The following is an 11,832-nucleotide window of genomic DNA, read 5'->3' as shown; positions in this document are numbered from 1 at the left end:
ACTAGTTATAGCTTACTTACAGCATTAATCTTCAAACAACCGCCCTAACCCACCAATCACCGACCCGCTTTCCTTATTAGCATTTGGGCCGCCAACTGACAAGCGTTGAATCAGTTTAGAAATAGGCATCGACTGGATCCAGCAACGGCCCGTGCCCCGTAATGTGGCCAGGAACATGCCTTCGCCACCGAAAACCATGGATTTCAAGCCGCCGGAACGCTGAATATCGAAGCTTAATGATTGCTCGAATGCGACTACGCAGCCTGTATCTACGCGCAAAGTTTCGTTATTTAAATTCCGCTCTATCACCACGCCGCCTGCGTGCACGAACGCCATTCCGTCTCCTTTAATTTTTTGTAAAATAAACCCTTCACCACCAAATAAGCCTGAGCCGAAACGCTGGTTAAAATGGATTTTCATGCTTGTGCCCATGGCAGCGCACAGGAAACCGTCTTTTTGAACGATGAGCTCGTTGCCGTAGATTTTGGAAAGATCAATGGGCATCACGGTTCCCGGGTAAGGGGCTGCAAATGCTACTTTTTTCTTGCCATATCCCCGGTTTGTAAAGTGCGTCATGAAAAGCGATTCGCCCGTAATCAGGCGTGTTCCGGCCTGGAAGATCTTGCCCATAATGCTCTGGTTCGCTTCCGATCCATCGCCCATTTTAGTCTGGAATTCAATGCCATCTTCCATGAAAAGCATGGCACCGGCTTCCGCGATCACGGTTTCGTTAGGGTCCAGCTCAATTTCTACGACCTGGATATCGTCGCCAATAATTTTGTAATCGATTTCGTGAGAGATCATTTGTGCGTAAAAGGTTTAATTTGATAGTAAGCTGAACTGCAATGACCACTTGCTACTCTTCTTCTTCCTCCTCTTCCTCGCTTGTTTTCTTCTTTTTGCGGGTTTTCCGGCCAGGAATGTCTTCCCGGTCGCGGAGCTTTTTGTCGTCCACATTTTTATTCAAAAATTCGTTGATACGGTCCATATCGAAGCTGGTCGTAATCTCGCCAAATGAATTGATCTGAATGTCAAATCCGTCCAGGTCCTTATGTACACGGGGTTTTTCGGCAGCTGGTTTGGTCGTATCGGTTGGTTTTTTCTTAGCCATGTGTCTGAAAATTCGCCGCAAAGCGGTCATTTCGAATGATTACTAAATTAAGGAGCCCTTTTCCGGAACCCAAGTCAATTTGATCCAACGGTCATATCACAATTATGCCAGGCGAATTTGGGCTGGTAAGCGGGTTAAGGCATTATCCAGACGTTTTACGACTTCGTCTTTTCCCAAAATTTCCATGGTCACCATCAGGTCAGGTCCGTGGCCTTCGCCCGTGAGCGCGAGACGGAGCGCCTGCATGATTTTGCCCATTTTTATACCAAGGGATTCCATCGTTGCCGACAGGCTTTCTTTAATGTTATGCGCCGTAAATTCAACGTCAAAAGCGATCAGAGCATCTTTAAATCCGGAAATCGCATTCACTGCCTGCTCATCCCATTTTTTCAAAACCAATTCCTGATCGTAAGTTTCGGGCGTATGGAATAAAAAGCTGGATTCGCTCACAATCTCCTTCACGAAGTGCACGCGGTCTTTCAGCAAGAAGACTATCTGCGCGATTTGATGGTCATCAACATTAATGTTTTGAGCCGCAAAAAGCGGTTTCGCCTGCGCTATGAGCGTTGCGTCGTCCAGATTTTTGAGATATTGCTGGTTGAACCAGTTTGCTTTTTGAATGTCAAATCTTGCCCCGGCCTTATGCACGCGCTCAAAACTGAATGCGGCAATTAGCTCCTCCATGTTGAAAAGCTCCTGCTCGGTTCCTGCATTCCAGCCTAGTAAGGCAAGGAAATTGGCCGTTGCGTCAGCGAAGTAACCTTCTTCACGGAAACCTTTGGCTATGTCGCCTGTGTTCGGATCGGTCCATTCGAGGGGGAAAATCGGGAAACCGCCCAGATCTGCATCACGCTTGGATAACTTGCCGTTTCCGTCTGGTTTCAGCAAAAGCGGAAGGTGCGCAAACTGCGGCATGGTGCTTTCCCAGCCTAAATATCTGTAAAGCAAAACGTGCAACGGGGCCGATGGGAGCCATTCCTCACCGCGGATCACGTGCGTAATGCCCATCAAATGGTCGTCCACAATGTTGGCCAAATGATAGGTCGGCATGCCGTCGGATTTCAAAAGCACTTTATCGTCGATCTGCGAGGAATGCACCACGACCCAGCCGCGGATCAGGTCATTGAAACGAATATCTTCCTTTGGGCTGATCTTCATCCGGATCACATACGCTTCACCGCCTTCCAGTCTCGATTTTGTTTCTTCCGCCGATAATGTCAGCGAATTGGTCATTTCCATCCGCGTGATCGCATTGTATTGTGCCGCTGCGACTTTTGCTGCTTCGAGGCGTTTGCGCATCGCGTCCAGTTCGTCAGCTGTGTCAAAAGCATAATAAGCCTTTCCCTCTGCAACAAGCCTTTCCGCATATTCGCGATACATTTCTTTTCTTTCCGACTGGCGGTAAGGCGCGTGCGGACCGCCTTGCTGCGGGCCTTCGTCGATGGTGACGCCTAGCCATTCCAATGCTTCCAATATATATTCTTCAGCACCGGGAACGTAGCGGTTCTGGTCTGTATCTTCAATGCGAAGCAACATTTGGCCACCCTGCTGGCGTGCAAACAGATAGTTGTACAAGGCAGTGCGGACGCCGCCTGCGTGCAGCGGGCCGGTCGGGCTGGGGGCAAATCTTACCCGGACAGGTTTATTATTCATTATCTTAATCTAAAATTTACTGGATGATTTTGCCTCCTATTCGACGGCAATAACGGATATTTCAACATTCACGTCTTTTGGCAGACGCGCAACCTGCACGGTTTCACGGGCAGGTGGTTCTTTGGTAAAAAAGCTGCCATAAACCTCATTTACGGCCGCAAAGTCGTTCATATCTTTCAGGAAAATAGTTGATTTCACCACATTCTGGAAACCTAGCTTGGCTGCGCCGAGAATGTGACCAATGTTCTGCATAACGATTCCTGCCTCGGCCTTAATATCACCCGATTGGGCAAGCTCGGCGGCAATTTGTCCTGAAACGTAAAGGGTCCCCTTTATTTTGACGGCCTGGCTGTAAGGTCCGATCGGAGCAGGCGCTTTATCTGAAAATATGATCTCTTTTGGCATAAGTTGAATGGATTTATGCCGTAAAAATACCAAAAATATGGGAGTAAGCCCGACTTATGTTACCTGAAAAAGCGCTTTCAATTCGGTGGCATCCGCAGGATTCATGCGACCGGCCAGGACGAGGCGCAGCTGGCGCCGGCGAAGTGCGCTTAAATACAAATCATGTTCTTCGGGCGTTTCAGGTTCGAGCGGCGGCACTTCGATAGGACGGCCGTTTTGGTCCACAGCAACGAATGTGTAAAAAGCGCGGTTTGTGCTCACACGGTGCCCGGCAGGAATATCCTCGGCCCAAACTTCCAGAAAAACTTCCATAGAAGAGTTAAATGCGCGGGTTACTTTGGCCTGCATGGTCACAATGTTACCCAGCTTAATCGGCTCAGTAAAAGACACATTATCCACCGAAGCGGTTACTACAATGCGGTTGGAATGTTTCTGCGCGGCAATGGCGGCACAAATGTCCATCCAATGCAAAAGCCTGCCTCCCATCAGATTATTTAATGTATTCGTATCATTGGGAAGCACCATTTCGGTCATGGTAACCTCCGACTGATGAGGGTGTTTAGGCTTTAACATATGTAACAATGGATGATTTATTAAAATTTGGGACAACGGGTTTTCCTGCGCTCCTTGGCCTGCATTCTATTGCCAATGGAATAAGTGCCGCGCACCTGTAAGAATAAATAGCTGTCTTTATTTTTGGCACTTCCGCGGTTCCAGCCCGGTTGACGTGGATCTAGGCCGATTTCCGGCGAGCGGTCGGACAATCTTCTGGCTAAGTCGCTCGGTAACTGATCGGGATTGGGATAAACTGTGCTCACGTCGTCGAGATAATCGGAATTAACGAAGTTGTTGCAAAGCTCCATGCCAAGGCTCAACCGCTCCGTCGTTTTGATAGAAACACCGATTCCGGCTGTAAAAACCAATGGTAAGCGCTTGTATTTTACGCCTTCGGTAGTGAGCGGCGCGAGATTCACCCACTCGCCGTCAATTTTGGCTTTTGGATTTAATAATGTAAAACCTAAGCCGCCGAAAAGATAAGGATTAACCCGCGGCTGGCTGTTGAATGAGAACAATTCCGCCTGTATGCCCAGGTTAATGTCTGGGTTGAATGTCTTGAACGATAAATTATTTTGCGCGTTTTTAGAATATTTCTGATCGGCTGAAACCTTATAAAACCTCAGTTCTCCGCGCGCGCTGACGTGCTCTGTCAGCCTGTAAAGTCCTCCAAATGAGATGGATGGCCCCAATCCCAAATGCTCCATGTTCACACCATCCGACAAATCTCCCATGTAATATGCAACGCCCACACCCGCCGTTACACTCATGACGCCGAATGGATTAATGTATTTGCCTGATCGATTCTGCGCCGCTGCTTCCTGTGCGGTCTGGAATGAAAAGACCAGGATTAACGCATTTAAAACAACATATTTCAGGTAAAGCTCACTTCTCATTTTACTCAGGTAAAAGTTTTTGATCGTTGATTGCAGAGAAGGTTAAGTCCGTAAATATATTACTCTTAACCTAATTTGTTGCTTTTTTCACTGATCTTACAAAAACAAAAGGCCGGACAATGCCGGCCTTCTGTTCAAATGATATCGAGGTATTTATACTAATCTCTTTTTACCGAACTCGCGCCGGAAGAGCTGGAATGAATGTCTTTCGCCGATCCGGAATAACGGATGCTGCTCGCGCCACTCGCATCTGCATGCACCGCATTGCTGGCCATAACCGCCGCGCTGCTGGCTCCGGATGCATCAATATTCACCGTTCTGGCAGCAAAATCACGGCCTTTGAACGACGAAGCGCCCGAAACTTCTCCGCTTAAAACATCACCTTTTCCAACCAGAACAAGGGAAGAAGCACCGGATAAATCGAACGTTAACTTCGGCGCCGACATCTCCATATTAACTTGTGACGCACCGGAAACCTCTACATCCATATTTCCTACACCCGTAAAAGGAGCCACATGAGCCTTACAAGCACCTGAAAAATCAACCCCTTCTAAAGCAGGCATTGTAATGTTTACATTGACCGTCTTCCTGTTTTTATTCCAATTATTGCCTTTGTAACCCAAATGAAGCACATCTCCTTTCACCGTTGCTTCCAGATCTTGCAGATCCTCGGAGCGGCCGGTAGTGGAAATACTGTATTTGCTTCCTTGTTTTAGCTCAATCCGGAATGCACTGCCCATAGAAACCTTATCAAAACCGGATAAGTTGAAATTACGTGTTTCCTGTGCGCTGGCGGTTAATGTTAAGAAGAGCATTAATAATGCTGCAACTGAAAATAAAGGGATCTTTTTCATGGTATAAACTAATTAGATGACTTTTCGAAAAGATGTGTAGTCAAGATCAAAAGTTGCATCGGGCCAACTATTCCTGAACATTAATCTTGCTGGCGCCACTCGTGTGACGTCTGATACTTGGAATTCTTCCCAACTCCACTTTGGAGGCGCCCGAAGCGTCCACATCGGCTGTCTGAATGTTCAGTCCCACGGCATCCAACTTGCAGGCGCCGGATGCATCCAGATTTACCGACCGCGCAGATCCTTTTAATGTTGCTTTGGAAGCACCTGAAATACTCACTTCCAATTGATCCGCCTCAACATTAATTTCCGATTTTGAAGCGCCGGATATGTCCACTGCCAATTTGCCCAGACCTGTAAAGCCGCTTACCAACGTTTTGTTAGCACCTGAAAGAGACAGATTTTCGATCTTCGGCATCGTGATCACCAAGCCGATCCTTTTCCATTTATCAGAATCAAAAAGACTGAATTCCTTATTTCTGGTGACACGTAATGTGCCATTTTCCACATACACTTTAAGGTCATCCACGTCTGCCGGTTCTTCGCTGTCTGCTGTTACATTGTACTCATTTCCCTGACGGATAATGATCGAATAAGCGCCGCCTATGTCTATTTTATTAAAATCCCCTACTGGAAACTGCTTGCTGTAATTGCCACGCTCGCCGAGTTCAAGATCGCTGTTGTCCTCATAATCAAATGAGTAGCCGGCATTTTCATTATTCTCCTCCGTATCGCTTTTCAGGAACTTAGCAGGCAAATTCACACAAATCAAGCCTGAATCCTGACGCATTTCCCATTTCAATGTGTTGAAATCAACTTCATCGTTATCAAGGTCATAGCGGTCTGTCGTTTTCTGATCCCAGCGATTCATGGTAAAGTAGAAATCGCGCTTCATAACAAATGGTTTGTTAAATGGAATATGCAGCGCAAGATCGATCCGCTGATCCCGAAACGGGCCATGTCCTGCCAATATGGGGCCTTCTTTAAAAATAAAAACGGAATCCTTCACATCTATATCATACGCTAACTCGCTTGCATTCTTCTCCGCATCCTGGCGGCTGCGCCCCCTTGCATATAATGTTTTATCCAACCTGATACTGTCCGAAGTTGCCATATATCCAACCAGACGGATACCAACATCCACATTTTCCTCATCATTAATATAGTTGTAATCAAGTGTAAGCGTTCCGGAGGGTGCTGGATAAGATACGGATTGAACCACTTCACCTCTTTTTGCAAAATTTCTTTGGTAAGAAATTCCACCAATCGTAGCCCCGATAATTCCAACAATCCAAAGGCCGAGCAATGTCAGCCAAACTGAGCCTCCAACAATTCTTTTGTTAGAAATAAGCGTCAGACCTAGTAAAAGGAACGTAACCAATGGAATGGCTGACACAAGAAATCCTGACAAAATCAGAACGCTTGGTAATTCTTGAAAAATCAGGAAGGGAAGCGGCAAATTGTCAAATGCTGCGGAACTTGTCACGCCCAAAGCTACACCGCCAGCAATGATCAGCCCCAATAGCCCCATAACCGCCGTTGCCACCAGGAATGCACCGATCAGAATCCGGATAATAGGCCCCAATCCTTTCAACATCCTTCCCAACGCACCGATTACCAATGCGATTGCACGAAAGGGAAAGAGGAAAATCTTTGTTACGATATGTTCCTCACCTGTTTTTTCGTCGAGGTTTAAGCCATGTTTAATGTTGGATTCAATGTTGGATAACGTGATAGGCTCGCCTTGCATTTCCATTTTCTCGGTTAGTGTATTCGCAACCGGGGCAATGACCCAAAGGATGATGTAAACCAGCACACCAGTTCCGAAAAGCAGGATCGACAACACCCAAAGAAACCGCACAACGCCCAGATCCACACCAAAATAAGATGCTACACCGGCCGCAACACCACCCACCACTTTGCGGTCCGGATCGCGGTAGAACTTTTTGATTTTTGTATCTTCTTCCAAAGTTGTAGAACCCGGAAAAGCAACCCACATCGCAATGTAAACCAGCACCATAAAGCCAGAAAACGGTCCGAATTCATCTTCCATATTCAGATTCATCATTCCCGAACCTGCCGGTAAGCCAATGACAAAGAACAAAAATGCAAGCCTTACCCAAAGCGGATCAATCGTAAAGTAATGTGCAAGCCCGGCCGCAACACCGCCCAAAAGCTTGCGTTTCAAATCGCGGTAAAGTTTTTTAGGGGCAGCGAATGGTGCAGGTTCTGTTTTAGGCGCGCTATATGACGACGATGAGGAAGATGAAGCAGATGAATATGTTTCTTCCCTTGGTGCATAACCTTTGGAAGCGGCAGATTCCAATGGATCGGCAAGGATGTCTTCCGCCTGTTCGATGGCTTCGAAATCAGCAACCGTTCCCATGGCAGCGATCAGCTCGTCTACGTCGGAAAGGGAGATAACCTGCTTAGCTTCTGCTTTTTGTTTGTTCAAAAACCGCTCTGCGATCCTTCCTTCAATGTCCGATAAAATCTCTTTGCTGTCTGCAAAAGACGAGAAGTATTTCTGGATGGAAGATAGGTAGCCTTTCAGTTTTTCATACCCATCTTCCTCGATATGGAAGATGATGCCGCCTATATTTATGCTGATTGTCTTTTTCATGATTGTAATAATCGAATGTCTCTAAATGATCAGTTAGGTTCGGGAAGATTGGAAGAGGCCGTTTTGCTCAATTCCTCTGTGCGGTGAATAACAGTTTGCACAGACTCCGCCAGTTCAAACCAGGTGGCTTGCATTGCATCCAGGAATATTTTCCCCTCATCAGTCAAAACATAATATTTTCTTGGCGGGCCCGAGGAGGACTCCACCCATTTATAATCCAGCCAGCCAGAATTTTTTAACCTGGTAAGAAGCGGATAAAGCGTGCCTTCCACCACCATAATGCGTGCAGAAGTCAGCTCATCCAACATATCCGAAGCGTATACTTCGCCCCGGGATATGATGTGCAGGATGCAGAATTCCAAAATTCCCTTCCGCATCTGCACTTGGGCATTTTCAATATTCATGTGGTTTCATGTGTTAATTATATGTAACAGTTCATGGCTAACAGATAGGATTGGCCTTCTGATTTAACAAAGGTATACACAGGTACTTTGTGATGCAAGGTACCATGTTAAAAAGATTTAGCTGTTAGGATGAATGGTCATTTTGAATGCTGACCGGCGCAAAATATATTTAATATATCTGGCCTTATTATTTTAGAATATATTTTATAAATAATTGAATTCAAATCTAACTGCATTGGCAACACAAACTCAGCTTTATATCATCGCCGCCATGAGCGAAAACCGGGTCATCGGAAAGAACAACAGCTTACCCTGGCACCTGCCGGACGAGTGGAAACACTTCCGGAAAGTGACGGATGGGAAAGCTTTTATAACGGGCCGTAAAAGTTTTGAAGCACCTGACGCGCTGCATTCGACTTATAAAAACGTGATCCTTTCTTCCAGCCAGCCAGATACAAGTGCGCCTGATAAGGTGTATGCAAAAGATATTTCTTCTGCACTGGCGTTACTTTCTGGCGAAGACGCCGTATTTGTATTGGGCGGAGCTTCTGTTTTTTTGGAAATGCTGCCGCTCGCGCAAAAACTATATCTAACCATTGTACACGCACAGGTTGAGGGCGACGCATTTTTTCCGGTTGTGAACCAGGATGATTGGGATCTGATCAGTTCTGAATTTCATGAAAAAGACGAGCAGCATGCTTACTCCTTTTCGATGAATGTTTATGAAAGAAAAAACACCGGTTAAGGACGTACGCAGCCTGTTCATCTGTTTTCAGTATGGACAAATTTTTCGAACACACGCTATTTCTTATGTTCTGGATAGTGCAACCGGCATCACTATTAGCTCAAAAATCGTTCGGCAACGAATGGATGGTTGCTTCACAGACTTATCTGCGCATTCCGGTTGTCGAAAACGGTTTTCACAAAATTACCAATGCAGAGCTCCGGCAGGCCGGCTTTCCCTTGGATAGCAGACAGTCCGCTTCATTTCAAATGTTTCGGCGCGGAAAAGAAGTTCCTATTCAAATAAGCACCGACGAGCAGAATAATATTGAGATCATTTTTCAAGGACAAAGGAACGATGGCGCATTGGATAGTGCGCTTTACATTAAACCCAATTCAATTCCCCATCCACATTACAGCCTCTATTCCGACACCAGCGCATTTTTCTTAACACATAATGCTGTCGGCATTCCGGGTAAGCGAGTGAATTTCAATGTTCCAACCCAGGATTCGCTTGATTATCGCCTTGCAGAAGTGGAGAAACTCTTCGTATCCCATTATGCGCCCGGAAAGTTTTATCCGCCGGAAAGCGGCTTTAATGATGGCTCAGCGCTTTCTGGCTACGACGTGGGTGAAGGCTGGACAGGCCCTGAGATTAAAAATAATGCCGCCTATCCCTTTTCATTCAATATTAACAATGCCTGTCTTGACAAATTCTCAAAAGCTAAAATAGAGCTCGTTCTGGTTGGAAGATCGGCTGGCAACCATGCTTTTTCGCTTTGGTCGTCTGATCAGTCAGGTTTGAAGAGAAAAATCAGCACATTCAATTTTACAGATTTTGAATCCATAATATGCAAAGCGTTTCTGGATTCAGCGGACGTTATGAGTAAAAGTGAATTTAGGCTCACGTTGGTCCCAGCCGAAAACGAGGGCTCTTTTTCTTTGTCTTATGCTAAGCTGCACTATCCGCAAAGGATCTTAAATGATGATTTCGCACCAATCAAGCCAATGAACATTCCCAAACCGCGGCTGGTCAAATTTACAGACATTGACCCGCAAAGATTTAACTATTTAATCATTACACATCCGGCTGTTCGGATCTCTGTTGCCGATGCTGATCCTGTTGCGGCTTACGCTGCTTATCGCGCTTCTAAGCAGGGCGGCGGGTTCAAACCGCTGATTTTGCATAGCGAGGACATTTATGATCAGTTTAATTACGGTGAGCCAGGGCCGGCGGGGATCAGGAATTTGATTTCCTGGATTGCAGAAGCCGGAAATTTGAAATTCGTGTTCTTAATCGGCCGATCTGTTGACCCGCAAGCTGTGAGAAAATCAGTTGATGCGCGGACATTGGATATGGTTCCTAATGCTGGCTGGCCGGGATCGGACATTGCGCTGGTGATGGGAACGGACTCTGCATCCGGCTTGAACCCGATTGTGCCTATTGGACGGCTGAATGCATTGAATTCGCACCATGTCTATGATTATTTGCTGAAAGTTAAGGCCGTAGAATCGGAACCGCTAACGGCAAAGTGGCGGAAAAATATTCTTCATCTGAGCGGAGGACGAACCACTGGTGAGATCGCCGTTTTCTTGGATTATGTAAAATCTTTTGAGCAAAAATTGGCGCATTCAACATTAGCAGCCCATTTTGAAACAATATCAAAGCAGACCACTGATCCGGTTGAAAAGATTCCGGCGCACATTCCCGTTAACAAGGGTGTCGGACTGATTACATTGTTTGGGCATTCGAGCCTGGACGTGACGGACATGGATATCGGGTTAGCCAGCGATTCCAAAGCCAACATTGCCAATCATCCGCGTTATCCGGCGATCATTGTCAATGGCTGTGCGGCGGGAAGCATTTTCTACTCTACCAAAACGCTGAGCAGCGACTGGATCCTTACGCCGAACAAAGGCGCTGTGCTGTTTCTGGCACATACATTCAATGGCTTATCAACTGATTTAAAACATTATACAGATAGCTTTTACGAAGTTCTGGGCGATTCTAATTTTACTCATCAGGCATTTGGTCTCATACAAAATGAAGCCATCCGCAGGAATTTAATTAAACAAAAAAACATAACGGCCATCATCACCGCACAGCAAATGGTGCTCCATGGCGATCCTGCAATCCGTATTTTCCCAAAAGATTCAGCATCAATTTCAGACACAACATCAGCCACATTACCGGACATTGCAGCCATACATGTTTCACCAAACCCTTCCAATGAATGGTTCCGGTTCTCTGTCGAATTTGAACCATTGCCATCTCCCGAAAAAGTGAGTTTGCTGGTTTATGATTTGTGGGGAAGAAAAGTGGACGAAATGTTGTTTTCAGCACATTATGGAGAAAACGAATGGTTTTGGCATCCCAAAAACCTGCCATCCGGCGTTTATATATACAAACTGAAATTGGATCTTGGAAACAGAACAATTTCACCGGCAGCTCAAAACGCCCTGCAAGGAAAATTGATTTGGCTCCATTAACCGCAGTCATCCTTTTCTTTCCGTAAAAACTTCTTATTTTTGTTGATTATAAAAATGACTTATCCACTTGAAAGAATACGGTAGTAACGTACAAAAACTTGCTGATCACATCGTTAAG

11 protein-coding genes are annotated in these 11,832 nt (G+C 45.9%); 2 read left to right on the top strand and 9 right to left on the bottom strand.

What is annotated here, in order from left to right:
- Positions 1-24 precede the first annotated feature (24 nt).
- The 9 genes from LZG74_RS02610 to LZG74_RS02570 all read right to left on the bottom strand — a co-directional run bounded on the left by LZG74_RS02610 (position 25) and on the right by LZG74_RS02570 (position 8,501).
- On the bottom strand, positions 25-804 hold the full coding sequence (locus LZG74_RS02610; protein ID WP_233795085.1) for a TIGR00266 family protein: 780 nt from the start codon (positions 802-804) through the stop codon (positions 25-27).
- 52 nt (positions 805-856) lie between these two features.
- The gene (locus LZG74_RS02605; protein ID WP_026631166.1) at positions 857-1,111 is read right to left on the bottom strand and encodes a hypothetical protein; all 255 of its coding nucleotides are present in this window, start codon (positions 1,109-1,111) and stop codon (positions 857-859) included.
- Positions 1,112-1,213: 102 nt separating this feature from the next.
- A complete protein-coding gene (gene gltX, locus LZG74_RS02600) occupies positions 1,214-2,764 on the bottom strand; it encodes a glutamate--tRNA ligase (RefSeq protein WP_233795084.1) in 1,551 nt (516 codons plus the stop codon).
- A 36-nt stretch (positions 2,765-2,800) separates the two neighbouring features.
- Positions 2,801-3,169, bottom strand: a complete 369-nt coding sequence (locus LZG74_RS02595) for a Rid family detoxifying hydrolase (protein ID WP_233795083.1) — start codon at positions 3,167-3,169, stop codon at positions 2,801-2,803.
- 54 nt (positions 3,170-3,223) lie between these two features.
- Positions 3,224-3,742 carry an acyl-CoA thioesterase gene (locus LZG74_RS02590; RefSeq protein WP_026631163.1) on the bottom strand — a complete coding sequence of 173 codons (519 nt, stop codon included), beginning with the start codon at positions 3,740-3,742 and terminating at the stop codon, positions 3,224-3,226.
- Between the two features lie 20 nt (positions 3,743-3,762).
- Complete coding sequence (locus LZG74_RS02585) at positions 3,763-4,620, bottom strand: outer membrane beta-barrel protein (protein ID WP_233795082.1); 858 nt, start codon at positions 4,618-4,620, stop codon at positions 3,763-3,765.
- Positions 4,621-4,778: 158 nt separating this feature from the next.
- Positions 4,779-5,474 (bottom strand): head GIN domain-containing protein, encoded by a 696-nt coding sequence (locus LZG74_RS02580; RefSeq protein ID WP_233795081.1) that lies wholly within the window; start codon positions 5,472-5,474, stop codon positions 4,779-4,781.
- 67 nt (positions 5,475-5,541) lie between these two features.
- A complete protein-coding gene (locus LZG74_RS02575) occupies positions 5,542-8,097 on the bottom strand; it encodes a PspC domain-containing protein (protein WP_233795080.1) in 2,556 nt (851 codons plus the stop codon).
- A 29-nt stretch (positions 8,098-8,126) separates the two neighbouring features.
- Positions 8,127-8,501 carry a PadR family transcriptional regulator gene (locus tag LZG74_RS02570; RefSeq protein ID WP_026631159.1) on the bottom strand — a complete coding sequence of 125 codons (375 nt, stop codon included), beginning with the start codon at positions 8,499-8,501 and terminating at the stop codon, positions 8,127-8,129.
- A gap of 235 nt (positions 8,502-8,736) precedes the next feature.
- On the opposite strand from LZG74_RS02570, the gene LZG74_RS02565 reads away from it, so the two are divergent.
- Both LZG74_RS02565 and LZG74_RS02560 read left to right on the top strand, forming a co-directional pair.
- Complete coding sequence (locus LZG74_RS02565) at positions 8,737-9,246, top strand: dihydrofolate reductase (RefSeq protein WP_233795079.1); 510 nt, start codon at positions 8,737-8,739, stop codon at positions 9,244-9,246.
- A 32-nt stretch (positions 9,247-9,278) separates the two neighbouring features.
- A complete protein-coding gene (locus LZG74_RS02560) occupies positions 9,279-11,714 on the top strand; it encodes a C25 family cysteine peptidase (RefSeq protein WP_233795078.1) in 2,436 nt (811 codons plus the stop codon).
- Positions 11,715-11,832: the final 118 nt, after the last annotated feature.

The sequence above is a fragment of the Dyadobacter sp. CY327 genome (assembly GCF_021390415.1).
Classification (GTDB): Bacteria; Bacteroidota; Bacteroidia; order Cytophagales; family Spirosomataceae; genus Dyadobacter; species Dyadobacter chenhuakuii.
This window is presented reverse-complemented; position numbering and strand designations above follow the sequence as displayed.

What these genes read in the sequence shown, in the direction of transcription:
- LZG74_RS02610 (WP_233795085.1), bottom strand. Translation starts at nt 804, where the DNA reads ATGATCTCTCACGAAATCGATTACAAAATTATTGGCGACGATATCCAG.
- LZG74_RS02605 (WP_026631166.1), bottom strand. Translation starts at nt 1,111, where the DNA reads ATGGCTAAGAAAAAACCAACCGATACGACCAAACCAGCTGCCGAAAAA.
- gltX (WP_233795084.1), bottom strand. Translation starts at nt 2,764, where the DNA reads ATGAATAATAAACCTGTCCGGGTAAGATTTGCCCCCAGCCCGACCGGC.
- LZG74_RS02595 (WP_233795083.1), bottom strand. Translation starts at nt 3,169, where the DNA reads ATGCCAAAAGAGATCATATTTTCAGATAAAGCGCCTGCTCCGATCGGA.
- LZG74_RS02590 (WP_026631163.1), bottom strand. Translation starts at nt 3,742, where the DNA reads ATGTTAAAGCCTAAACACCCTCATCAGTCGGAGGTTACCATGACCGAA.
- LZG74_RS02585 (WP_233795082.1), bottom strand. Translation starts at nt 4,620, where the DNA reads ATGAGAAGTGAGCTTTACCTGAAATATGTTGTTTTAAATGCGTTAATC.
- LZG74_RS02580 (WP_233795081.1), bottom strand. Translation starts at nt 5,474, where the DNA reads ATGAAAAAGATCCCTTTATTTTCAGTTGCAGCATTATTAATGCTCTTC.
- LZG74_RS02575 (WP_233795080.1), bottom strand. Translation starts at nt 8,097, where the DNA reads ATGAAAAAGACAATCAGCATAAATATAGGCGGCATCATCTTCCATATC.
- LZG74_RS02570 (WP_026631159.1), bottom strand. Translation starts at nt 8,501, where the DNA reads ATGAATATTGAAAATGCCCAAGTGCAGATGCGGAAGGGAATTTTGGAA.
- LZG74_RS02560 (WP_233795078.1), top strand. Translation starts at nt 9,279, where the DNA reads ATGGACAAATTTTTCGAACACACGCTATTTCTTATGTTCTGGATAGTG.